This is a genomic window from Streptococcus sp. F0442 (genome assembly GCF_000314795.2).
Classification (GTDB): domain Bacteria; phylum Bacillota; class Bacilli; order Lactobacillales; family Streptococcaceae; genus Streptococcus.
In genome coordinates this window covers 1,314,944-1,338,625 of the sequence record NZ_KB373314.1, presented here as the reverse complement: position 1 = coordinate 1,338,625, position 23,682 = coordinate 1,314,944, and the positions used below count along the sequence as shown (strand labels likewise).

The 23,682-nt window shown below is 39.4% G+C and carries 17 protein-coding genes, 10 tRNA genes and 3 rRNA genes; 1 reads left to right on the top strand and 29 read right to left on the bottom strand.

Annotated features, from left to right (window positions below):
* Position 1 precedes the first annotated feature (1 nt).
* The 24 genes from HMPREF9186_RS06305 to ychF form a co-directional block, all read right to left on the bottom strand.
* Positions 2–75, bottom strand: a tRNA-Arg gene (locus tag HMPREF9186_RS06305).
* Positions 76–96: 21 nt separating this feature from the next.
* A tRNA-Leu gene (locus tag HMPREF9186_RS06300) sits at positions 97–182 on the bottom strand.
* Between the two features lie 7 nt (positions 183–189).
* A tRNA-Gly gene (locus tag HMPREF9186_RS06295) sits at positions 190–261 on the bottom strand.
* A 23-nt stretch (positions 262–284) separates the two neighbouring features.
* Positions 285–357: transfer RNA gene (locus tag HMPREF9186_RS06290), tRNA-Thr, on the bottom strand.
* Positions 358–374: 17 nt separating this feature from the next.
* Positions 375–456: transfer RNA gene (locus HMPREF9186_RS06285), tRNA-Leu, on the bottom strand.
* Positions 457–461: 5 nt separating this feature from the next.
* Positions 462–534, bottom strand: a tRNA-Lys gene (locus tag HMPREF9186_RS06280).
* A 31-nt stretch (positions 535–565) separates the two neighbouring features.
* A tRNA-Asp gene (locus HMPREF9186_RS06275) sits at positions 566–638 on the bottom strand.
* A gap of 2 nt (positions 639–640) precedes the next feature.
* Positions 641–713: transfer RNA gene (locus HMPREF9186_RS06270), tRNA-Val, on the bottom strand.
* Positions 714–743: 30 nt separating this feature from the next.
* Positions 744–859 (bottom strand): 5S ribosomal RNA (gene rrf / locus HMPREF9186_RS06265).
* Between the two features lie 79 nt (positions 860–938).
* Positions 939–3,840, bottom strand: a 23S ribosomal RNA gene (locus HMPREF9186_RS06260).
* 122 nt (positions 3,841–3,962) lie between these two features.
* Positions 3,963–4,035 (bottom strand) — tRNA-Ala (locus HMPREF9186_RS06255).
* 53 nt (positions 4,036–4,088) lie between these two features.
* A 16S ribosomal RNA gene (locus tag HMPREF9186_RS06250) occupies positions 4,089–5,637 on the bottom strand.
* The 16S, 23S and 5S rRNA genes sit together here with 9 tRNA genes alongside, the layout of an rRNA operon.
* Positions 5,638–5,884: 247 nt before the next feature.
* Positions 5,885–6,364 carry a hypothetical protein gene (locus tag HMPREF9186_RS06245; RefSeq protein ID WP_009731945.1) on the bottom strand — a complete coding sequence of 160 codons (480 nt, stop codon included), beginning with the start codon at positions 6,362–6,364 and terminating at the stop codon, positions 5,885–5,887.
* 156 nt (positions 6,365–6,520) lie between these two features.
* Positions 6,521–6,592, bottom strand: a tRNA-Glu gene (locus HMPREF9186_RS06240).
* Between the two features lie 87 nt (positions 6,593–6,679).
* Complete coding sequence (gene ftsH / locus HMPREF9186_RS06235) at positions 6,680–8,653, bottom strand: ATP-dependent zinc metalloprotease FtsH (protein WP_009731944.1); 1,974 nt, start codon at positions 8,651–8,653, stop codon at positions 6,680–6,682.
* Between the two features lie 10 nt (positions 8,654–8,663).
* Complete coding sequence (gene hpt / locus HMPREF9186_RS06230) at positions 8,664–9,206, bottom strand: hypoxanthine phosphoribosyltransferase (RefSeq protein ID WP_009731943.1); 543 nt, start codon at positions 9,204–9,206, stop codon at positions 8,664–8,666.
* A 4-nt stretch (positions 9,207–9,210) separates the two neighbouring features.
* Positions 9,211–10,485, bottom strand: coding sequence for a tRNA lysidine(34) synthetase TilS (tilS, locus tag HMPREF9186_RS06225; RefSeq protein WP_009731942.1), 1,275 nt, complete (start codon positions 10,483–10,485; stop codon positions 9,211–9,213).
* Entirely contained in the window at positions 10,485–11,750 is a 1,266-nt protein-coding gene (locus HMPREF9186_RS06220) for a serine hydrolase (protein ID WP_009731941.1), read from the bottom strand. The genes tilS and HMPREF9186_RS06220 overlap by 1 nt, the downstream gene beginning before the upstream one ends.
* Positions 11,743–11,871: an SP_0009 family protein gene (locus tag HMPREF9186_RS11685; RefSeq protein WP_269596042.1), complete on the bottom strand. Its 129-nt coding sequence runs from the start codon at positions 11,869–11,871 to the stop codon at positions 11,743–11,745. The genes HMPREF9186_RS06220 and HMPREF9186_RS11685 overlap by 8 nt, the downstream gene beginning before the upstream one ends.
* A 3-nt stretch (positions 11,872–11,874) precedes the next feature.
* On the bottom strand, positions 11,875–12,243 hold the full coding sequence (locus HMPREF9186_RS06215) for a septum formation initiator family protein (RefSeq protein WP_009731940.1): 369 nt from the start codon (positions 12,241–12,243) through the stop codon (positions 11,875–11,877).
* The gene (locus HMPREF9186_RS06210) at positions 12,236–12,502 is read right to left on the bottom strand and encodes an RNA-binding S4 domain-containing protein (RefSeq protein WP_003002258.1); all 267 of its coding nucleotides are present in this window, start codon (positions 12,500–12,502) and stop codon (positions 12,236–12,238) included. Before HMPREF9186_RS06210 ends, HMPREF9186_RS06215 begins: the two co-directional genes overlap by 8 nt.
* A gap of 68 nt (positions 12,503–12,570) precedes the next feature.
* Positions 12,571–16,065, bottom strand: coding sequence for a transcription-repair coupling factor (mfd, locus tag HMPREF9186_RS06205; RefSeq protein ID WP_009731939.1), 3,495 nt, complete (start codon positions 16,063–16,065; stop codon positions 12,571–12,573).
* Positions 16,066–16,069: 4 nt separating this feature from the next.
* Positions 16,070–16,639 carry an aminoacyl-tRNA hydrolase gene (gene pth, locus HMPREF9186_RS06200; protein ID WP_009731938.1) on the bottom strand — a complete coding sequence of 190 codons (570 nt, stop codon included), beginning with the start codon at positions 16,637–16,639 and terminating at the stop codon, positions 16,070–16,072.
* 69 nt (positions 16,640–16,708) lie between these two features.
* Positions 16,709–17,824: a redox-regulated ATPase YchF gene (gene ychF / locus HMPREF9186_RS06195; protein ID WP_009731937.1), complete on the bottom strand. Its 1,116-nt coding sequence runs from the start codon at positions 17,822–17,824 to the stop codon at positions 16,709–16,711.
* Positions 17,825–18,001: 177 nt separating this feature from the next.
* Here ychF and HMPREF9186_RS06190 point away from each other — a divergent pair, with 177 nt between their 5' ends.
* A complete protein-coding gene (locus HMPREF9186_RS06190) occupies positions 18,002–18,499 on the top strand; it encodes a DUF1307 domain-containing protein (protein WP_009731936.1) in 498 nt (165 codons plus the stop codon).
* Positions 18,500–18,534: 35 nt separating this feature from the next.
* Here the strand turns inward: HMPREF9186_RS06190 and HMPREF9186_RS06185 are convergent, their stop codons facing one another.
* The 5 genes from HMPREF9186_RS06185 to HMPREF9186_RS06165 form a co-directional block, all read right to left on the bottom strand.
* Positions 18,535–18,726 (bottom strand): DUF951 domain-containing protein, encoded by a 192-nt coding sequence (locus HMPREF9186_RS06185; RefSeq protein WP_003002008.1) that lies wholly within the window; start codon positions 18,724–18,726, stop codon positions 18,535–18,537.
* A gap of 15 nt (positions 18,727–18,741) precedes the next feature.
* Positions 18,742–19,878, bottom strand: coding sequence for a DNA polymerase III subunit beta (gene dnaN / locus HMPREF9186_RS06180; protein WP_009731935.1), 1,137 nt, complete (start codon positions 19,876–19,878; stop codon positions 18,742–18,744).
* Between the two features lie 159 nt (positions 19,879–20,037).
* A complete protein-coding gene (gene dnaA, locus HMPREF9186_RS06175) occupies positions 20,038–21,396 on the bottom strand; it encodes a chromosomal replication initiator protein DnaA (RefSeq protein ID WP_009731934.1) in 1,359 nt (452 codons plus the stop codon).
* A 266-nt stretch (positions 21,397–21,662) separates the two neighbouring features.
* A complete protein-coding gene (locus tag HMPREF9186_RS06170; RefSeq protein WP_009731933.1) occupies positions 21,663–22,424 on the bottom strand; it encodes a ParB/RepB/Spo0J family partition protein in 762 nt (253 codons plus the stop codon).
* A 71-nt stretch (positions 22,425–22,495) separates the two neighbouring features.
* Entirely contained in the window at positions 22,496–23,677 is a 1,182-nt protein-coding gene (locus HMPREF9186_RS06165; protein ID WP_009731932.1) for a S1C family serine protease, read from the bottom strand.
* Between the last annotated feature and the right edge of the window lie 5 nt (positions 23,678–23,682).

The window sequence follows — 23,682 nt, the reverse complement described above, 5'->3', positions numbered from 1 at the left end:
ATGCACCCTAGAGGAGTCGAACCTCTAACCGCCTGATTCGTAGTCAGGTACTCTATCCAGTTGAGCTAAGGGTGCTTCTTCTCTAACCTAAGTCTATGCCGAGGACCGGAATCGAACCGGTACGATCGTTACCAATCGCAGGATTTTAAGTCCTGTGCGTCTGCCAGTTCCGCCACCCCGGCTGCCTCAAGCGAACGACGGGATTCGAACCCGCGACCCCCACCTTGGCAAGGTGGTGTTCTACCACTGAACTACGTTCGCATCTGTTTCTTTATATAAAAAAATGCCGGCTACATGACTTGAACACGCGACCCTCTGATTACAAATCAGATGCTCTACCAACTGAGCTAAGCCGGCTCATTATTATTCTTCTATGCGGGTTAAGGGACTTGAACCCCCACGCCGTAAAGCGCCAGATCCTAAATCTGGTGCGTCTGCCAATTCCGCCAAACCCGCTATAATGACCCGTACTGGGCTCGAACCAGTGACCCATTGATTAAAAGTCAATTGCTCTACCAACTGAGCTAACGAGTCGTATCATTATCTGCTAGAAACTAAGTTTCTACGGTCCCGACGGGAATCGAACCCGCGATCTTCGCCGTGACAGGGCGACGTGATAACCGCTACACTACGGGACCTATGGGAGTTAACGGGATCGAACCGCTGACCCTCTGCTTGTAAGGCAGATGCTCTCCCAGCTGAGCTAAACTCCCAAAAAAGGAAGTCTTCTAACTTCCTATCTTGCTAAGCGACTACCTTATCTCACAGGGGGCAACCCCCAACTACTTCCGGCGTTCTAGGGCTTAACTGCTGTGTTCGGCATGGGTACAGGTGTATCTCCTAGGCTATCGTCACTTAACTCTGAATGCTTAAACATTCAAAATTGAATATCTATATTCTAACAAGCTAACCTTACATTGTCAATATCTTTTGACTCTTTGGATAAGTCCTCGAGCTATTAGTATTAGTCCGCTCCATTGCTCACACAACTTCCACTCCTAACCTATCTACCTGATCTTCTCTCAGGGCTCTTACTGATATAAAATCATGGGAAATCTCATCTTGAGGTGGGTTTCACACTTAGATGCTTTCAGCGTTTATCCCTTCCCTACATAGCTACCCAGCGATGCCTCTGGCGAGACAACTGGTACACCAGCGGTAAGTCCACTCTGGTCCTCTCGTACTAGGAGCAGATCCTCTCAAATTTCCTACGCCCGCGACGGATAGGGACCGAACTGTCTCACGACGTTCTGAACCCAGCTCGCGTGCCGCTTTAATGGGCGAACAGCCCAACCCTTGGGACCGACTACAGCCCCAGGATGCGACGAGCCGACATCGAGGTGCCAAACCTCCCCGTCGATGTGAACTCTTGGGGGAGATAAGCCTGTTATCCCCAGGGTAGCTTTTATCCGTTGAGCGATGGCCCTTCCATACGGAACCACCGGATCACTAAGCCCGACTTTCGTCCCTGCTCGAGTTGTAGCTCTCGCAGTCAAGCTCCCTTATACCTTTACACTCTGCGAATGATTTCCAACCATTCTGAGGGAACCTTTGGGCGCCTCCGTTACCTTTTAGGAGGCGACCGCCCCAGTCAAACTGCCCGTCAGACACTGTCTCCGATAGGGATCACCTATCCGGGTTAGAGTGGCCATAACACAAGGGTAGTATCCCAACAGCGCCTCCATCGAAACTGGCGTCCCGATCTCTATGGCTCCTACCTATCCTGTACATGTGGCACAGACACTCAATATCAAACTGCAGTAAAGCTCCATGGGGTCTTTCCGTCCTGTCGCGGGTAACCTGCATCTTCACAGGTACTAAAATTTCACCGAGTCTCTCGTTGAGACAGTGCCCAAATCATTACGCCTTTCGTGCGGGTCGGAACTTACCCGACAAGGAATTTCGCTACCTTAGGACCGTTATAGTTACGGCCGCCGTTTACTGGGGCTTCAATTCATACCTTCGGATTACTCCTAAGCACTCCTCTTAACCTTCCAGCACCGGGCAGGCGTCACCCCCTATACATCATCTTACGATTTAGCAGAGAGCTGTGTTTTTGATAAACAGTTGCTTGGGCCTATTCACTGCGGCTGACATAAAGCCAGCACCCCTTCTCCCGAAGTTACGGGGTCATTTTGCCGAGTTCCTTAACGAGAGTTCTCTCGCTCACCTGAGGCTACTCGCCTCGACTACCTGTGTCGGTTTGCGGTACGGGTAGAGTATGATTAACGCTAGAAGCTTTTCTTGGCAGTGTGACGTCACTAACTTCGCTACTAAACTTCGCTCCCCATCACAGCTCAATGTTATAGAATTAAGCATTTAACTCAATTCACACCTCACTGCTTAGACGTGCACTTCCAGTCGCACGCTTTAGTTAGCCTACTGCGTCCCTCCTTCACTACATACTCTAGTACAGGAATATCAACCTGTTGTCCATCGGATACACCTTTCGGTCTCTCCTTAGGTCCCGACTAACCCAGGGCGGACGAGCCTTCCCCTGGAAACCTTAGTCTTACGGTGGACAGGATTCTCACCTGTCTTTCGCTACTCATACCGGCATTCTCACTTCTATGCGTTCCAGCACTCCTCACGGTATACCTTCTCCACACATAGAACGCTCTCCTACCATACCTATAAAGGTATCCACAGCTTCGGTAAATTGTTTTAGCCCCGGTACATTTTCGGCGCAGGGTCACTCGACTAGTGAGCTATTACGCACTCTTTGAATGAATAGCTGCTTCTAAGCTAACATCCTAGTTGTCTGTGCAACCCCACATCCTTTTCCACTTAACAATTATTTTGGGACCTTAGCTGGTGGTCTGGGCTGTTTCCCTTTCGACTACGGATCTTAGCACTCGCAGTCTGACTGCCGACCATAATTCATTGGCATTCGGAGTTTATCTGAGATTGGTAATCCGGGATGGACCCCTCACCCAAACAGTGCTCTACCTCCAAGAATCTTAATGTCGACGCTAGCCCTAAAGCTATTTCGGAGAGAACCAGCTATCTCCAAGTTCGTTTGGAATTTCTCCGCTACCCACAAGTCATCCAAGCACTTTTCAACGTGCCCTGGTTCGGTCCTCCAGTGAGTTTTACCTCACCTTCAACCTGCTCATGGGTAGGTCACATGGTTTCGGGTCTACGACATAATACTATTGCGCCCTGTTCAGACTCGGTTTCCCTACGGCTCCGTCTCTTCAACTTAACCTCGCATCATATCGTAACTCGCCGGTTCATTCTACAAAAGGCACGCTCTCACCCATTAACGGGCTCGAACTTGTTGTAGGCACACGGTTTCAGGTTCTATTTCACTCCCCTCCCGGGGTGCTTTTCACCTTTCCCTCACGGTACTGGTTCACTATCGGTCACTAGAGAGTATTTAGGGTTGGGAGATGGTCCTCCCAGATTCCGACGAGATTCCACGTGTCTCGCCGTACTCAGGATACTGCTAGGTATAAAGACTATTTCGAATACGAGGCTCTTACTCTCTTTGGCTGACCTTCCCATGTCATTCTTCTATAATCTTTAAGTCCACATTGCAGTCCTACAACCCCGAAGAGTAAACTCTTCGGTTTGCCCTCCTGCCGTTTCGCTCGCCGCTACTAAGGCAATCGCTTTTGCTTTCTCTTCCTGCAGCTACTTAGATGTTTCAGTTCACTGCGTCTTCCTCCTCATATCCTTAACAGATATGGGTAACAGGCATTACCTGTTGGGTTCCCCCATTCGGACATCTCTGGATCGTCGCTTACTTACAGCTCCCCAAAGCATTTCGTCGTTTGTCACGTCCTTCTTCGGCTTCTAGTGCCAAGGCATCCACCGTGCGCCCTTATTAACTTAACCTTATTTTTGGTCTTGCGACCTAAACTCTTTAAATATTTACAGCGTTTCGGTTTATTTTCTTGTTACTATTTGATATAGATATTCAATTTTCAATGTTCAAGCTTAACACCCTTAAGTGTTAATGGAGCCTAGCGGGATCGAACCGCTGACCTCCTGCGTGCAAAGCAGGCGCTCTCCCAGCTGAGCTAAGGCCCCACAAGACCTCTCAAAACTAAACAAGACCAACGTACAGGCTTCCATTTCCTAAGAAAGGAGTTGACCCAGCCGCCCCTTCCGATACGGCTACCTTGTTACGACTTCACCCCAATCATCTATCCCACCTTAGGCGGCTGGCTCCTAAAAGGTTACCTCACCGACTTCGGGTGTTACAAACTCTCGTGGTGTGACGGGCGGTGTGTACAAGGCCCGGGAACGTATTCACCGCGGCGTGCTGATCCGCGATTACTAGCGATTCCGACTTCATGTAGGCGAGTTGCAGCCTACAATCCGAACTGAGACTGGCTTTAAGAGATTAGCTTGCCGTCACCGACTTGCGACTCGTTGTCCCAGCCATTGTAGCACGTGTGTAGCCCAGGTCATAAGGGGCATGATGATTTGACGTCATCCCCACCTTCCTCCGGTTTATTACCGGCAGTCTCGCTAGAGTGCCCAACTCAATGATGGCAACTAACAATAGGGGTTGCGCTCGTTGCGGGACTTAACCCAACATCTCACGACACGAGCTGACGACAACCATGCACCACCTGTCACCTCTGTCCCGAAGGAAAACTCTATCTCTAGAGCGGTCAGAGGGATGTCAAGACCTGGTAAGGTTCTTCGCGTTGCTTCGAATTAAACCACATGCTCCACCGCTTGTGCGGGCCCCCGTCAATTCCTTTGAGTTTCAACCTTGCGGTCGTACTCCCCAGGCGGAGTGCTTAATGCGTTAGCTGCGGCACTGAGTCCCGGAAAGGACCCAACACCTAGCACTCATCGTTTACGGCGTGGACTACCAGGGTATCTAATCCTGTTTGCTCCCCACGCTTTCGAGCCTCAGCGTCAGTTACAGACCAGAGAGCCGCTTTCGCCACCGGTGTTCCTCCATATATCTACGCATTTCACCGCTACACATGGAATTCCACTCTCCCCTTCTGCACTCAAGTTAAACAGTTTCCAAAGCGTACTATGGTTAAGCCACAGCCTTTAACTTCAGACTTATCTAACCGCCTGCGCTCGCTTTACGCCCAATAAATCCGGATAACGCTCGGGACCTACGTATTACCGCGGCTGCTGGCACGTAGTTAGCCGTCCCTTTCTGGTAAGTTACCGTCACAGTGTGAACTTTCCACTCTCACACTCGTTCTTCTCTTACAACAGAGCTTTACGATCCGAAAACCTTCTTCACTCACGCGGCGTTGCTCGGTCAGACTTCCGTCCATTGCCGAAGATTCCCTACTGCTGCCTCCCGTAGGAGTCTGGGCCGTGTCTCAGTCCCAGTGTGGCCGATCACCCTCTCAGGTCGGCTATGTATCGTCGCCTTGGTGAGCCGTTACCTCACCAACTAGCTAATACAACGCAGGTCCATCTGGTAGTGGAGCAATTGCCCCTTTCAAGCAGATATCATGCAATATCTACTGTTATGCGGTATTAGCTATCGTTTCCAATAGTTATCCCCCGCTACCAGGCAGGTTACCTACGCGTTACTCACCCGTTCGCAACTCATCCGCTCGGTGCAAGCACCAAGCTTCAGCGTTCTACTTGCATGTATTAGGCACGCCGCCAGCGTTCATCCTGAGCCAGGATCAAACTCTCATTAAAATAATTGTTTGTCTTAAACTCATTCTGTCACTGACAGATTTATTGTTTTTTTATTGTTCAGTTACTATAACTTCCGTTATAGCGCCCTGCACATTGGTTCGTCTTGTTCAGTTTTCAAAGGTCTTTGTCGCTCTCTCGCGACAACTATATTAGTATATCACGTACACAATCTCTTGTCAATAACTTTTTTGAAAAAAGTTTACTTTTTTTAAAAAATCTTAATTTTACGCCATTAACTATATGCTTGTTAAATGGAGTTTTTAAAATCTTTCAAATAATTTTCTAATTTCTTTTTCATCTTCGTTTTTCCTAGACATCTTCTATTGGCTAATAACGATTCATATTGTTCTTTTTCTTCTATTGTTAAATTCTCCTTAAATCGTTTTAAGGAATCTCTTAATACTACAAGTTCATCTAGATATATTTTTCTTGATGAAATTCTGTGGCTAATTTCTCCAATTTCAACATACGGCATTCTGTTGATTTTTCGTTTATCGCTTTCTTGCTGTCTTAACTTATCTTTAATGTGATTCCTAAATTTTGTTTTAAAATACTTATATAGTAATTCTTCATTTGTTCCTATTTCAGGATTTTTCTGATAAAGCTCAAAGAGTGTTAGTTGGCCTTCTTGTTCCCAATCATCTTTTTCCCACAGCTGGATATAGTATTCTTTTTCACATTTTCGAACAATAAATTTTACTTTTTGATACATCTTGTTAAATTCCATAAGCTCTCCTTTACTTTCATATATGTATTTTATAAAAGTAAAGAAGGTTTTAGGAGTTTTTTTCTATTCTGCTCGTTTTTTAAACTATTCGGTCATTATTTTTAACTATACTGACTGAATGCACAAAAAAACTGCCACTCAGTGACAGTCTATCGATAGTCCGTACGGGATTCGAACCCGTGTTACCGCCGTGAAAAGGCGGTGTCTTAACCCCTTGACCAACGGACCATTTTTACAACATAATCTATTATACAGAATAATTTTTTCCTGTCAATACTTTTTTAAAAAAAGAAGGAAAAAATTTCCTTCTTTTGATTAGTTATTTTCTTCTAATTTTGATTTAATTTCATCATATGATAGAGGTTTGGCTTCTTCTTCCAATTCATGCTCTGAATTTTCGGGCATTTTACCTGTTTCATACAATGATTTAATTTGAACACTATCCAAGGTTTCATATTTTAATAGAGCTTCAGCAATAAGTTTATGCGTTTCTCTATTACCTTGAATAATTTCTGCAGCTTTGTTACGAGCTTCATTCAATAGACTACGTACTTCTTCATCGATTTCATAAGCAGTCCGTTCTGAAATCATTTTTTGTGGGCTTTGAGCTCCGAACATGGCATGATTTCCTTCATATTGAACAGGTCCAAGTTTTTCACTCATTCCATATTCTGTCACCATTGCACGCGCCATTTGAGTGGCTTGTTCAAAGTCATTTGAAGCACCTGTTGTTTGTGAATTAAAAATAATTTCTTCCGCAACACGTCCTCCCATGAGACCAGCTAATTGTTCTTTCATATCTTCTTTAGAAAGTAACATTTGATCTTCTTTAGGAAGGGCAATCATGTAACCGCCTGCGCGACCACGAGGAACAATAGTAACCTTATGAACCACTCGAGCATTTGATAAAACCAGACCAACGATCGTATGACCTGCTTCATGATAAGCGACCATTTCACGTTCTTTTTGCGAAATCGTCCGATCTTTCTTAGATGGTCCTGCAATAACACGATCTTCAGCTTCATCGATATCAGCAGCATCAATCACTTTTTTATTTCGACGAGCTGCAACCAAGGCTGCTTCATTCAAAACATTTTCAAGATCGGCACCGACAAATCCTGGTGTCTGTTGTGCAACCAATTTCAAATCTACATCTTGAGCGAGTGGTTTGTTCTTAGCGTGAACTCGAAGAATCGCTTCACGACCTTTCACATCTGGACGCCCAACCAATACTTTACGGTCAAAACGGCCAGGACGAAGAAGGGCTGGGTCCAGAACATCTGAACGGTTAGTTGCAGCAATAACAATAATTCCTTCATTGACTTCAAAACCATCCATCTCAATCAAGAGCTGGTTGAGGGTTTGTTCCCGCTCATCATTTCCACCGCCAAGACCTACACCACGTTGGCGTCCAACAGCATCAATTTCATCGATGAAAATGATAGCTGGAGCAGCTTTTTTAGCATCTTCAAAAAGTGAACGAACCCGGCTAGCGCCAACTCCGACAAACATTTCAACAAAGTCCGACCCTGAAATACTGAAGAATGGTACTCCAGCTTCTCCAGCTACTGCTTTTGCTAAAAGGGTTTTACCTGTTCCTGGAGGGCCTTCAAGAAGTACTCCTGCTGGAATTCTTGCTCCCAATTTAGTAAAGCGTTTTGGATCTTTTAAAAATTCAACCACTTCAACGAGTTCTTGTTTTTCTTCTTCAGCTCCTGCTACATCCGAAAAACGAACTTTTATATCTTCTTTATTGGCAGCACGCGCTTTGTTACGACCAAAGTTCATAGCACCGCGGGCACCACCGCCACCACCTTGATTCATCATGGAGAAGAAGAAGAACATCACGATGACAAATGGAACAATGGAAGTTAGAATGGTAATCCACATCCCACTTGAACTTTCACGTTTGATGGTGATTTCTGCTTTGTGGTCAGCGGCTAATTTTTGTAATTCATTGACAGTAATATCAGATGGAAGGATGACACTAGTAAAGCGAGATACTTTTTGAACACTTGGGGTAAAAAATTGAATGCCTGTATCTTCTTTTGATTCTTTTGCTTTATTATAGGTCCCTGCAATTTCAATCACACTACCATTCGGTTGGTAACTAATTGTCTTTACATTGTCATTTTTAATTTCCTTGACCAATTCTGTATAGTTGATCTGCTGACTTTGACCAACTCCATTACCTGCAAAAAAGTACTGGAATCCTGTCACAGCCGCTACAATAATCAACAAATACAGAAAAGGATTTCGAACAAAACCGTTATTTTTTCTGTTATTCATCTAGTCTCCTCTATTTTGAGTACACTTCTTCCTTTAATACACCTACATATGGTAAGTTACGATAATTTTCATCATAGTCTAAACCATATCCGACAACAAACTCATTAGGAATCGTAAAGCAGGTATAATCTGCTTCGATCTCAACCAAACGTCCTTCAGGTTTATCCAATAATGTCGCAATCTTCACAGATGCTGCATTTCGTTCTTCAAAGAGTTCTTTTAGACTCTTGAGTGTTTTACCTGTATCGATAATATCTTCCACAAATAAAATATCTCTACCTGTAATATCCTGATCAATATCCTTGATAATATTAATGATACCTGAGCTTGCTGTACCACCATGATAACTTGACACCAACATAAAATCTAACTCAATATGAGTATCAACATGGTTGATCAATTCTGCCATAAATGGAACAGAACCTTTCAAAATACCAACGAAAATAGGATTTTTCCCTTGATAATCTTTTGTTAGGGTTTCACCCAATTTTTTAGCTGCTTCTACAATTTCATCATGTGAAACCATTACTTTTTTTATATCTTTTTCTAACATTTCGTTACCTATCTATTTTTTGAATATAAAGTCTATCTTTTATTATAGCACTTTTTGAGGGCTTACTCAAATCACTCGTTACTAATCCTACTACAGAAAGAATGTTATGATTCTGTTCTATAATGAGAGCTTCCTGTCGAATAGAAATTGGAATCTTATGATTGATAAACCACCGTCTTAATTTTTGATGGTGGCCATTAACAAGCAACTGATCTCCTTCTTTTCTCCTTCTAATCAGAATGGGTGTTTCGCGTGAAACAGAAAGTATTTCTACATTTTTTCCTTCTAAAGGGATTCCAAAAGATAGTTTATAATTTGCAATCTCAAATATATTCCCAAATTCTAACAAAAATGGGAGGACTTGGCCATCCGACTTTTGACTGATTTTTCGTATTTCAAAGAAATCATATTCTTGATCTAGCTCATAATTTGATTTTAAATAATGAACGCAATTTCTTTTCTTTCTTAGTAAAACTAATAATTCTTGAAACTGGACCCTTCCAAGTTGCAAATTTGGAAATTGTGCCAAATACTCTTCTAATAAGAAGGACTGTACAGAATGAGAATATGTTCTAAAAGAAGCTAAATCTTGAATGGTTAACTCGCTAGTTAATTCTTTCAGTGCTTGGTGCCAATGATTCACTTCCTCTGCTAAATAGCAAAGACTTGCTTGCATTTGAGGATTTTCTTTTTCAAATTCTGTAAGGTATTGATGGCGTACACGATTTCGGAAAAAATCCTGTGAGTGATTGCTACTATCTTCAAAATGAGGAATTTCCATCAGTTCATTTTTTGTAAAAGCTAATAAAGGGCGAATTAACTCACCCTTCCCAAATGGTTGGCGTACAGGAATACCACTTAAGTGACGTAATTTAGTTCCTCGTATCAAGCGCATGAGAGTTGTTTCAGCTTGATCATTGGCGTGATGACCTGTTACTAAAGCGGTGCAATCCTCTATCTCCATAATCTGTTTGAAAAAATCATAACGAAAGGTACGAGCTTTTGCTTCTGTAAAAGCTCCCGAATAGTAAGCAACGTGGATACGTGTCTCTCGCTTTTCAGCCAGCTTTCGAAGTTCACTTTCCTCAAAATCCGATTCTGGTCTTTGTCCATGATTAACATGAGCGAGTACCAATTGAATCCCCAATCGTTCTTTGTTCTTCTCCAAAAGTTCATATAGATTCATGGAATCCAATCCACCAGATATGGCAATTAAAATACGGCAATGGGAAGTGAATAGATCTTTTTTTTCACAAAACTCTAAAAATTTCTTTTCCATTATTTCAATACCTCATAGATGTCTTTTGAAATTTTGGAAATCGTATCATAATCCGAATGATCTGTAAAAATCGCGATGACATAAGGCGAATTGGTGTATACAATCGCAACATCATGTCTAAAATCATAGGCATCCCCAATTTTATGAGCTACCTTTACTGGAAGATCACGCGCAATTCGTTGATCATCATATTTTGTAGAGGATAGTGCGTCAATAATAGAACCGTTCTGCTGATAAACAGCTTCCATCACATTTCCAGCCATTTCAGCAGATGCCTCTCTTTTTTCAACATCCCAGTGTTTTTTGGCAATTTTATCCAATGTTTTTTGAAAATCTTGATCCGATTGATGGGTAACATAATAATTTAAAATATTATGTCCAACATTATCCGATTCTTTTGCAATCTTATCTACTAATTCTTGGGCGCTGTATTCCTTGCCATCTGCTGCCTTTGAAAGACTGCCACTTCCTTCTGGTTCATAGCCACCTTTGAAGTCATTAACTTCTGGAATATACTTATAGACTGTCGTTGGAGAAATAACCTTTTTATTAAGCTGTTCTTGGACATAGTACAAATAGGGTAATTTCGTCACACTAGCAGAATACATTTCTTTTTGGGGATTGATTCCAGCAGTATTTCCTGTCTCTAATTGTTTTACATAAATTCCATACGAAGGAGAATTATATTTACTATTGAGTAAGTCCTGGACTTTTTCCATTCGATTATCTGTTTCAGTGATGAATGATTGGTTAACCCATCCTTGGCCCTCAATTTCCACAAACTCATCTCGTAAAGTCTGAGCTGTGCGTAAAACGGTCACTTTTGTATAAGAAGAAAGGGAGGTGTTTTTTTCTTTCGCACCATTTATTAAGGGTCGATCATACACTTTAAATCCAGGTTTTAGCCATATGTCTTGTTTTTTTTCTTGTGTTTCTTGTACAACATCAGAAAAAATGACAGAAGAATCTGCTAGCACATATCCTTTATCTGCTATTTTAAATACAGCCTTTCCATCATCGTTTACAAAGAGTTGTTCAATTGTAAACGGTGTATTAGGAAGAATTTCTCCTTTTTCTTTTTTCAACTGAGGATCAGAAAAAACAACAATTTTGCGATAGACATTAGGGTTTGCTGGAATTGAAGAAAAATAAAGTTCTGATGGATAAGCAATTGTCTGAGAGGACTCAGATTGCTCAATACTCGCTGCTTGAGGTCCCAAAAATAAAATTGGGACTAGCAGTAGGAGCAGAAATCGTTTAGACACCTGTATTCCTTTCCTTTTCATCCTTTTGAAGTTTGAGTGTTTGGTTTTTCTTTTTTAATTCCTCTAATTTTTCATCCGAAAATTCAAGGAATTGTTTAACTGTTTGTAAGATATTTTCCATTGATTATTGGGGAAGTAAATCTGGGATGGTGTAAACAAATTCACCATCTTTTGAAAAAGAATATTTAGCGCGTGCATATTTTGTTGCATAGTCATCGTCTTTTAATTTTTTAGCGATGTCTTGCTGGTATTCTTTTTGTTCACTTGTTTCCTTATATTCTTTTTCCAACTGTTTGTATTGTTCTTTTTTGTCTTGTAGTGATTGATAGCTCTGGGCCAAGTTATAAGTTGGAAGAATAAACAGTAGTATAACTAGAATCAAGACAAGTCCCATAAAGCGATTACGTTTTTTTCTTTCTTCTTCTAAAAAACGTTTTCGCTGACCTTCGTCTTTGATATATTTATTGTTCATTTGAACGATATTTTTAGGCATCTTCTTCTATCCTTGTTTCACTAATTATTTCGTACATTTTGGATGCATCTTCTTTTTTTGTACTATCCAACATTTCCAAGACTTTAACCGTCAATACTTTATTTCCAAAACGAACTTCAATTTGATCATTCACTTTCAAATCCGTTGAACTTTTGGCTAACACTCCATTGACTTTAATTCGCCCCTTATCTGCAACTTCCTTTGCGACAGGGCGACGCTTGATAATGCGAGAAACTTTTAAATATTTATCTAATCTCATACTGTCACCTCTAACATAGTATTGTATCATTTTTTATCCATAAAATGCGAAAAATGAGCTAAGAACTGCTAGTTCTCTTCTTTTTCCTGTTTAATTTCCAATAAGGTTTGACCAAATTGCTTCAGAGCTTCTAGAATTTCAAAATCTTTCTTATTTCGAACATCAAAGATTACTTCAATTAATCCCCTCTCTTCTGCAAGCTGAGCTTTTAACTGTGTCATTGACAGAGCTTTAAAATAATCCTGTGTCAAAAACAGTTGTTTGGCAATTGGTTCAAACTTCACTGCCACTTTTTTTTGCTTTCTCTCCACCAAACGAACAAATACTTGATCCAAGTAAGCTTTTACTATACCAATTTCAAGTAGGTAGGCGACAACATCTGGGTATTCTCCAAAACGATCCATCAGTTCGTCTTGTAAATATTCATAATCTGCAGCAGAATTCATTTCACGGATTTGTTTGTAAATTTCAATTTTTTGACGTTGATCCGAAATATAATCATTTGGTAAATACGCATCTATTTGTAGGTTCAACTCCGCATTGCTCTTTTGTCGACGATGCTCTTGGCCTTGTTTTTTAGCAATAGCTTCTTCTAACAATTGGGAATACATTTCAAAACCAACTGAATCGATGAAACCAGATTGAGAAGCACCCAGAATATTTCCTGCTCCACGGATTGATAGATCTCGCATCGCAATTTTAAATCCAGACCCCAATTCAGTAAAGCCTTTAATAGCTTCTAAACGTTTTTCAGACACTTCTGTAAGAGATTTGTCTGGACGATACATCAAATAAGCATAAGCAATTCGGTTGCTTCGTCCCACACGACCTCTTAGTTGATAAAGAGTTGAAAGTCCCATATGATCCGCATTTTCAATAAAGAGCGTATTGGCATTTGGAATATCTACACCTGTCTCAATAATGGTTGTCGTCACTAAGACATCGTATTCGCCATTAATGAAATCCAACAAGGTATTTTCCAGGCGAACTTCACTCATCTGGCCATGAACAAATCCAATCGAAGCCTCTGGAATCAACTCTTTTAACTCGGATACTTTTTGCTCAATCGTATCTACCTTGTTGTAAAGATAATACACTTGACCTCCACGATCCATTTCCCTCAATACAGCATCTCGAATAATGGTTGGATTGGTCTCTAGTACAAAAGTTTGCACTGGATACCGATTGGTCGGAGGGGTTTCAATGACAGACAAATCTCGAATTCCCAGCATAGACATATGAAGAGTTCGAGGTATAGGGGTAGCTGTCAAGGTAAGCACATCCACCTTTTTTTTCAATTCTTTCAAGGTTTCTTTGTGCTTCACTCCAAAACGTTGTTCTTCATCGATCACGATTAAGCCTAAGTCTGAAAAAACAACATCTTTGGACAAGAGCCGGTGAGTTCCAATAATAATATCCACTCGTCCTTTTTTCAATTTTTCAAGCGTTTCTTTCTGCTCTGCCTTACTCTGGAAACGACTTAAAACAGCAACCTCTACTGCAAAAGATTCAAAACGCTCCTTAAAATTGGCATAATGTTGTTGGGCAAGAACAGTGGTAGGAACCAGCACTGCTACTTGTTTATGATCATTTACTGCCTTAAAGGCTGCTCGCATAGCAACCTCTGTTTTCCCAAAACCGACGTCTCCAACCAGCAATCGGTCCATCGGACGATTTGATTCCATATCTTTTTTGATTTCTTCAATGGAACGTAATTGATCATCTGTTTCAATATATGGAAAATCTTGTTCAAAAGCTTCTTGATTTTCATCATCTTTGGAATAGGCAAAACCTTCTAATTGACTACGCTCCGCATAAAGTTTTATTAAATCATCTGCAATGCCCTCCACCTGGGTCTGAACCTTTTGCTTCGTTTTTTGGAAACGCCCATCATTTAACTTGTTAATTTTTGGCGTTTTTCCATCACTTGCAACGTATTTGGACAACATCTGAATCTGATCGACAGGAATCGAGATGCGATCTCCATTTTGATATTGAATCGAAACATAATCACGATGGACACCAGAAATTTCAATCGTTTCAATTCCCAAATATTGGCCAATACCATGAACTTGGTGAACAACATAATCCCCTTTTTCCAGTTCATTATAATTTTTTAGACGTTCTGCATTGGAAATATTTTGTCTGCGAATCTTTCGCTTGATCTTTTTCTGATAAATCTCTGATTCTGTAATGTAGACAATTTTTTCATCAACAAATTGGAAACCGTGAGCTAGTCCTCCAACAATTAATTGACTAGCTTGAGGGATGATCGCATCCCCATCGATATAATCTAATCGAATTCCATACTCTTCTAAATTTTTATGGAGCTGTTGAAGATTGTGATGAGAACTTGCTTGGACAATAACGGTATAGTTTGATTTTCGATACCGTTCAATTTCCTCTTTTAGTAAATCAAATTGTCCAAAAAACTCCTGCATTGGGTATTGATTAAATTGATACAAATGATCAAACCTCAGATTTCCCAAACCTTTTTGAAAGTTTGAAAAATAAGTTGCAGGTGTATATTTTCTTAATATTGTACTGGTATCACCAAAATACACTTGACGAGAAGAGGCTCGATTTTTATGTAAATCTTCCGTCAAGAGATTAGCTGCATCTAGTTCAAATCTTGCTATTTGATCTGCTATTTTTTGATAATCATCTAAAAAAACTGGAGTATGTTTAGGAAGATAATCAAATAGGGTATATTGTTTCTCATAAAAGAAACTAATAAATTTTCTAAGATCCGGATGAAGTTTCCTTTGAGAAATATCCCCTAGAATTTCGGCTAGATAAGATTTAAATGCTTCATTCGTGCTCTGTTCTTGCAATTGTTCTATTTGATTCTGACCACGGATAAAATCTTCCTCTTGCAATAATAGATCACTCACTGCTTTGAGTTGAATTCTTTCGACACTTTCAACAGAACGCTGGCTTTCTGGGTCAAAGATTCGGATTCCATCAATCTCATCTCCGAAAAATTCAATCCGATAAGGTTGGAGTTGTTCGATCTCAAAGATATCTAAGATATCTCCTCTTAGACTGAATTCCCCTTGTTGCAAAACCTGGCTCACCTTTTGATAACCAATCTTCTGTAATGTTTCACTCAGGGTAGTTAAGTCTATTTCTTGACCAACCTTCAATTTAAAAATACTAGATGCAAAAACTTTAGGAGAAGGTAATAGTAGTTTTATACCACTCACATTGGTCACAAGGATACCTTGACGATCCTCTTGACATAAAAAGTTCAAAGCCTCTAATCGTGCAAATTGCCTTTCTTGTGAAGCAAAAACAAATTCTGCTAAAGGGTTATCATCTCCCAAAAATGTATGGACTTTCTCTTCTCCAAGTAAGGCAATAAAATCACTGGCCAATCGTTCTACTTCGTTATAACTGGAAGTGATGAGGACTGCTTTTTCAATAGAATCAAAGGCTGAAGCCATTACAATAGCCTTTGTGGTCGCAGACAATCCTAAGATTAATTCCCTATTATTTTTTTGCAAACCTTGTTGCCAGGATAGAAGGTTGGAGTTTTGACTCACTAAATCAATTACATTCATCTACTTACCCGTTGTATTTCTGCATGCTTCTTTCAAAATTTTCTTCTACCAAGTAATCGTTAACCGCTTCTTCCACTCGATCGATTGTTTGTAGAATAGTGATGTAATCGTCTTTATCAAATTTTCCTAAGACATGATGAACAACTGACATGCCCTGCTTAGGTCTTCCAATGCCAATCTTAATTCGATAAAAAGTCTGAGTTCCAATATGATTAATAATCGATTTGATTCCGTTATGACCTCCAGCTGATCCTTTAGCTCGAAGACGAATCTTGCCAACTTCCATATCTAAATCATCGTAAATAACCAAAAGATCTTCAATATCCAGACCATAATAAGTCAGAAGGGCATGGACTGCTTTTCCACTCTCATTCATGAAAGTGGTTGGCTTTACAAAATAGACCTTTTCGCCATTTAAAAATGTTGAGGCAATATCAGCTTGAAAAATCTTATCATGAGAGAAAGTAAGATTTAAAGACTTTGCCATTTGATCAATTAACATAAAGCCTACATTGTGTTTCGTTTCAAAATACTTATCACCTGGATTTCCCAATCCAACAATTAATTTCGTCATCTCTTTCCTTTCAAAACACTAAAAGGGTTGGAAATATTTTTTTCCAACCTTTACATTTTTTTAACTATCTTACACATTAAAACGGAATTCCATGATGTCCCCGTCTTGGACAACATATTCTTTTCCTTCTTCGCGCAAGCGTCCTGCTTCTTTTACAGCCTTTTCAGAACCGTATTTGACCAAATCATCATAGGACATGGTAACGGCACGAATAAATCCTTTTTCAAAATCAGAGTGGATGATTCCAGCTGCTTGAGGAGCTTTCATGCCACGTTTGAAGGTCCAAGCACGCACTTCTTTTTCACCAGCTGTGAAATAAGTGCCAAGTCCCAACAAGTGGTAAGCTGCACGCGTGAGTTTATCAACTCCAGACTCTGTTAGCCCAATCGCCTCTAAAAATTCTTGTTTATCTGCATCATCTAGCTCAGAAATTTCTTCCTCAGCACGCGCAGAAATCACCACGACTTCCGCATTCTCTGTTGCCGCAAAGTCACGAATTTGCTTCACATAGTCAATAGAGTCTGGATCTGCAACAACATCTTCATCCACATTTGCTACATAAAGAACTGGTTTGGTAGTCAAAAGGAAAAGTCCTTTCACCACTTTTTGTTCTTCCTCTGTGAATTCGATGGTTCGAGCTGATTTGCCATCTTCAAGAACCGGTTTAATCTTTTGAAGAACATTAAATTCTGCAACGGATTCCTTGTCCTTTTGCGTACGGGCCATCTTTTCTACACGCGCATATCGTTTATTGACAGACTCTAAATCGGCTAAAATTAATTCTAAATTGATAGTATCAATATCTGCTAGTGGATCAACAAAGGCATCTTCACGACCTTGCTCCCGCATGACATTTTCATCATCAAAAGCACGCACTACATGGACAATAGCATCTACTTCACGGATATTGGCCAAGAATTTATTACCAAGTCCTTCCCCTTTAGAAGCTCCTTTCACAATCCCAGCAATATCTGTAAATTCAAAAGTAGTCGGAACTGTCTTCTTAGGAGTGATCATTTCCGTTAATTTTTGGAGACGTTCATCTGGAACTTCTACCATCCCGACGTTTGGATCAATGGTCGCAAAGGGATAGTTTGCAGCCTCTGCTCCTGCTTTTGTAATTGCGTTAAATAGGGTTGATTTACCAACGTTTGGTAAGCCAACGATACCTGCTGTTAATGCCATTTTTCTTTTTCTCCGTTCACATTTCAATCTCTCTTATTATAACACAATTCAAAAGACAAGTGATGAAAAATAGACTATTTCATTTCCTTTCAAAACTAGTTTTTTCCTCAAACTATAATGTATGAAAATGAAAAATATGGTATACTCTATTTAAAAAATCACAAAGGAGTTTTTCTGATGAAAAAACAAACATGGAAATCTATCCTTCTTTCCTTTATTGCTATTTTTACTCTCTTTCTTCTTGGAGCTTGTGGAAAACAATCTGTTCAAAAATCCTATCTTCAGGGAATCAACCAAGAGAAGAAAACTGACGTTCGTATTACAATCGAACATAAAGGGGATAAAGCGATCAGTAACCAAACTATCACTACTGTTTATTACAAAGATGCTGGAGTTACGAAAGATCAATTAAAGGAAATAATCGATAAATACGATGAAGACTACAAGGATGTCAAAGGATTCACACACTCTGCTGAATACAAAGACGATTATATGGTTGAAAAAACAACCCTAAATTATGAAAAGGCAGACTTAGATCAGTTAATTGAAAAGAAATTAGTAACGACACAAAAAGATAAAAAAGTCGACTATATCAGCTACAAATCAACTGTTGATATGATGAAACAAAGTGGTTTCAAAGAAGTTAAAAATGGAAAATTTGAAGAATTAAAATAATATAAAAGGTTCAGTCACTTTTGTGACTGAACCTTTTATAATACTTTCTTCATTTTCTGTTCAAAATCATGGCGACTCATCATGACCACATGATCACAATTACTACACTTAATTTTTATGTCTGCACCAAGTCGCGTAATTTCCCAACGATTTGCCTTTTTTCCTGTTTCTTTTATCACACAAGCATGAGGTTTCTTCATTTCTACAAAATCACCTAACGTATACATGATGATTCACCTTTATTAATTTGTGCGAACTGGCGTAATCAATTGAATGAACCCTTGTTCATTTCCTTCTGGAACCAATGTAAACGGTCTAACAGAAGAAATAAAACGAATAACAACTTGTTCACTGTCAATAGCTTTGAGCGCTTCAATCAAATAAGTTGGATTAAAACTGATGGACAAATCCTCTCCTGAAACAGTGCTAGTATCGATCTCTTCATTTACTCGTCCAACTTCTGGTGAATGAACGTGGGCAGAAACCACTCCATTTTTGAATTCTAATTTGACCGTTCCATTTTGAGTTGCATTTGAAAGAAGACGTGCACGCTCCATGGCAAATCGAAGGTTAGCAACATTAAAGGTTGCCTCTGTATTGAATTCTGTTGGAATCAGACGATCTGTATCAGGGTAATTTCCTTCTAGCAAACGGGTATAGAAACTAATGTGTTCACTTCTAAAGAGGATTTGATTATTGGCAAAGAAAACTTCAACTGTTTCAATATCATCAGAAAAGACAGAGGTGAATTCACGAAGAGAACGACTTGGGATGACGACATCAAAGTTGTCTCCATTTTTCTCCAGTGTAATCACTTTTTGACTCATACGGTGAGAGTCTGTTGCTACTGTTTTTAGCTCTGTATGATCTGATAAAACAAAGTGAACGCCTGTCAAAATTGGACGACTCTCCTGTACACTTGCTGCAAATGCCGTTTCATTAATCAATTGTTTTAATAATTTTGTTTCCAAAACTAATGGATTACTTGCAGTAATTTCTTGGATACGTGGATATTGATCTGCATCTTTTCCTTTAAGTGTAATTTCTGATTTACCACTTGTTAAGAGAACTTGTTTTTGTTCAATCTCTTTAAAATCTAAAGTAACATCTGGTAAACTTGAAATCACATTAATAAAGAAAGTTGCTTCTAATAAAATGGAACCTGGAGAAGTCACCAACAAACCAGCATTTTCATCTTTGATAGAAATAAAGTTTTCAATCGAAATTTGGCCATTGGATCCAGACAGGGCAATTCCTTCTGGAGTGACATCTATTTTGATTGTTGAAAGGATTGGGATAGCATTTTTTGAACTGATGGCTCTTTTGGTAGTATTTAGTGCTTGTAAAAATAAAGTTTTGTTAATAGAGAAATTTATCATGGTCATTCCTTTTATTTATTTTATAATTAGTAAGTTAATAGTAATAGTAGAGTGTGTGGAAGTTGTGGAAAACTCTCAGAATCCTGTCTACGACTTGAAAAGTTACTTGTTTAAAATTTGTGCATAACCCCTAGAAGTTTAGAGAAAGTTATCCACAGATTAATTTAATTTTTTCTTGATACTTTGAATTTCCAGTCGAAGATTATCATCTGTATCGACCATACTTTTTATTTTTTCATAAGCATGAATCACGGTCGTATGGTCTTTCCCACCAAATTCTTTTCCAATTCGAGGAAGGGAGTTGTCTGTCATTTCCCTTGAAAGGTACATGGCAACTTGTCGTGCTAAGACGATATTCTGAACTCTTCGTGAACCTTTAATTTCTTTTACACTGACTCCATAGAAAGCGCCTACAGCCTCCTGAATTTTTTCAATTGGGACGACAAGCATTTGGTTGCTATCGTTTTTACGAGCTCGAATAGCTTCAGCAGCTACATCGATCGTAATTTCTTTGAGTTTTTTAACCTTTGCCATCAAAGAAATATCATTTAAGGCACCCTCTAAGTCTCGGACGTTGGAATCAAACTGGCCAGCTAGATATTCCAGCGTATCGTTAGGAAAAATATAGTCTAGATCTTCAATTTTATTCCGTAAGATGGCGATCCGAGTTTCAAAATCAGGTGGTGTAATATTTTGCGTCAATCCCCACTTGAAACGAGTAACTAATCGCTCTTCAAGACTATCCAAATGATCTGGACTTCGATCGCTAGTTAGGACGATTTGTTTGTTATCGCTATGGAGGGCATTAAAGGTATTAAAGAACTCCTCTTGAGTGGTGACTTTTTTCCCACCAAGAGATTGAATATCATCGATCAATAAAAGATCAAGACTTCGATAGGTATTTTTAAACGTCTTCATCTCTCCTAATCGAAGGTGTTCTAAAAACTCATTAATAAAGGTTTCTGCTGGAACATATTTCACTCGAGCATTGGGAATATTTTCTAGAATTTGATTTCCAATTGCATTCAATAAATGAGTTTTTCCAAGCCCTGGTCCACCATAGATAAAAAGAGGGTTGTATGTTGTTGCAAGATTTTCAGAAACTGCAAGCGCTGCTGCTTTCGCCCAAATATTTCCATCTCCTTGCACAAAATTATCAAAGGTGTACTTTGATTTCAGACCTGTATCAATTTTAGGTAGCGGTTCATTCGCTATATTAGATGGAGAAAGTCTCCTGATTTCACTGCTATGACTATTCGGAAGTTCTTCGATATCTTCAAAAATAAATTGGAATTTCAAATCCGTATTGTAGATTTCAAAACTGGCGGTGATCAAAGCATTTTTCAGATTTGTTTCCCAAAATAATTCTTTATAATTTCCATCGAGATAAATGGTAGCTGTTTCTCCCTCGATTTTGACTAATTTTGAATCTGCGACAAAAAAATCATATGCACTATCTTTTAGTTGTAATTGGGCTAATTCTAAAAAACGAGACCAAAATTGTTCTTCTTGTGTCACTATCAGACTTCCCTCCTTTTCTTGAATTGTATCAAATCATACTTAATCCTATTCTACCACAAACGAAAATAGTTTTCCACAGGCTAAATTTCAAGAAAGTAAATTATAAAAGTAAACTTTTCCACAATCTGTGGAAACTAATTCACAGTGTTTCTAACAGTTATCCACAAAGTGGGGATAACTAGAAAATATCCTGATTTTGCTAGCATTTGTTAAAGGTTTTTGTGGTGGAAAAGCTTGTCAATAGAAAAATAAAAATAACAGCCTTATTTTAGGCTGTTGATAATTCGTTGGTATTCATCAAGACTTGAAAAAGAAATTTGGATAGTTCCTTTATGTTGCGAAGAGGAATGTATCTTAACTTCTGTCCCTAATATTTTTTTCAGTCTTTTTTCCTCTTCTAGTAGGAAAGTTTCCTTAGATTTCTTCTTTTTTTGCTTTCTTTTCGAACTGATTTTGTTCTCTAATGTCCGAACATTTAAATGGTCCTCTTTGATTTTCTTCAACCAAAAACCTTGCTCTTCTTCATCAAGAGGAACGAGAACACGCGCGTGAGCCGAAGAAATATCATGTTGAATCACAGCTTCTTGAACAGAGGGAGATAGCTGTAACAAGCGTAGCATATTGCTAATATAGGGTCTGGATTTCCCCATAAATTGAGCGATTTGGTCGTGCTTATAGCCGTGATCAACTAACTTCTGGTAGGAGATAGCTTCTTCAATTGGATTGAGATCTTCTCGTTGAAGATTCTCGATAATGGCTTGTCGCATCATTTCTTGATCCGTTAACTCTTTAATAATCGCAGGAACCACTTCTAATCCAGCAATCTTCGAAGCTCTAAAACGTCTTTCACCTGCAAGTAATTCAAAACCAATAATCGGAGATTTTCTGACAATAATAGGTTGAATCAAGCCATTTTCCTTGATTGAATGAGCTAATTCTTCTAATTTTTCTTGGTCAAATACTTTTCTTGGTTGGAAAGGATTGGTTCGAATCTCCTTTACCGCTATATGTTCTAATTTTTCCATCTTATGAATAGAATAACACACCTTTACAATTTCGTAAAGGTGTGTTTACAAGTATGTCAAGAAGATAGGGTTTACTCACTTAGATCATCAGTTGATTTTGTCAACTTGATAGAAGTTGTTTGTTGTTTTCCATCACGATAGAAAGTGACCTTGATCGTATCATTGATTTGGTGAGAATAGAGGGCAGATTGTAAATCTGCAGTTGACTCTATAGTTGTATCATCAATTTTTGTGATCACATCGTAGCGTTGTAATTTATCTGAAGCAGGCATGTTTTCAAGGGTTGAACGAACCAGTACTCCTCCAGAAATTTTTTCAGGAAGTTTTAATTGGCTTAAATCAGAAGTTGAAAGATTGGAGAGATCCAACATTTGGATTCCGAGAGCTGGTCGAACCACTTTCCCTTTTTCTTCTAGTTGCTTGATAATATTGACAACATCATTCGCAGGGATTGCAAATCCAATTCCTTCTACTGAAGTTTGCCCGTTATTTGAAATTTTACTTGAGGTAATCCCAATGACCTGTCCTTGAATATTGATTAACGGACCTCCAGAGTTTCCTGGGTTGATGGCTGCATCTGTTTGTAAAGCCCGTGTAGAGATATTTTGACCATTATCAGCTTTCAATTTTACATTGCGACCTTGGCTAGAAATAATCCCTTGGGTAACAGAATTGGCATAATCTGTTCCAAGAGGGCTACCGATTGCAATCGCAGTCTCACCTACTGTTAATTGGTCGGAATCTCCGAATTCAGCTACTGCCTTTGCCTTGTCTGCACTAATACGCACCACAGCAATATCAGAATAGACATCTGAACCAACTACTTCTCCAGGGACTTTATTCCCATCTGCTAAAAGAATATCTACTTTTTTAGCTCCATTGATCACATGGGTATTGGTAACAAGGTAGGCATATTTTCCTTCTTTTTTATAAATGACTCCAGAACCTTCACTAGAAATTTGTGAGTCAGAATTGTCTTCTTTTTCAAACAAACCTTGATTTGAAGAATCAGAATAAGTGATCACAGAAACCACAGCATTTTTCACTTTATCGACAGCTTCACTGGTTGAGGTTGTATTTTTGTAAGCTGTTTTAACAGTGGTTGAGTGGACTTGCTTACTTTCAGTATTTGAAGTAGAAGAACGAGATGTTTGTAAGGTTAAAAAGGTTCCAAGAATCCCACCTAGAAGACCTACAATAAAAACAAGGGCTATATTCCCAACTTTTTTTAGTAAATTGAATGAAGATTTCATATTTT

Coding starts and splice junctions, on each gene's coding strand:
- HMPREF9186_RS06215 (WP_009731940.1), bottom strand. CDS start 12,243: ATGCCTAAAAATATCGTTCAAATGAACAATAAATATATCAAAGACGAA.
- HMPREF9186_RS06170 (WP_009731933.1), bottom strand. CDS start 22,424: ATGGAAAAATTAGAACATATAGCGGTAAAGGAGATTCGAACCAATCCT.
- dnaN (WP_009731935.1), bottom strand. CDS start 19,878: ATGATAAATTTCTCTATTAACAAAACTTTATTTTTACAAGCACTAAAT.
- HMPREF9186_RS06190 (WP_009731936.1), top strand. CDS start 18,002: ATGAAAAAACAAACATGGAAATCTATCCTTCTTTCCTTTATTGCTATT.
- pth (WP_009731938.1), bottom strand. CDS start 16,639: ATGACGAAATTAATTGTTGGATTGGGAAATCCAGGTGATAAGTATTTT.
- tilS (WP_009731942.1), bottom strand. CDS start 10,485: ATGGAAAAGAAATTTTTAGAGTTTTGTGAAAAAAAAGATCTATTCACT.
- HMPREF9186_RS06245 (WP_009731945.1), bottom strand. CDS start 6,364: ATGGAATTTAACAAGATGTATCAAAAAGTAAAATTTATTGTTCGAAAA.
- hpt (WP_009731943.1), bottom strand. CDS start 9,206: ATGTTAGAAAAAGATATAAAAAAAGTAATGGTTTCACATGATGAAATT.
- ychF (WP_009731937.1), bottom strand. CDS start 17,824: ATGGCATTAACAGCAGGTATCGTTGGCTTACCAAACGTTGGTAAATCA.
- mfd (WP_009731939.1), bottom strand. CDS start 16,065: ATGAATGTAATTGATTTAGTGAGTCAAAACTCCAACCTTCTATCCTGG.
- HMPREF9186_RS06165 (WP_009731932.1), bottom strand. CDS start 23,677: ATGAAATCTTCATTCAATTTACTAAAAAAAGTTGGGAATATAGCCCTT.
- ftsH (WP_009731944.1), bottom strand. CDS start 8,653: ATGAATAACAGAAAAAATAACGGTTTTGTTCGAAATCCTTTTCTGTAT.
- HMPREF9186_RS06185 (WP_003002008.1), bottom strand. CDS start 18,726: ATGTATACGTTAGGTGATTTTGTAGAAATGAAGAAACCTCATGCTTGT.
- HMPREF9186_RS11685 (WP_269596042.1), bottom strand. CDS start 11,871: ATGGAAAATATCTTACAAACAGTTAAACAATTCCTTGAATTTTCGGAT.
- HMPREF9186_RS06210 (WP_003002258.1), bottom strand. CDS start 12,502: ATGAGATTAGATAAATATTTAAAAGTTTCTCGCATTATCAAGCGTCGC.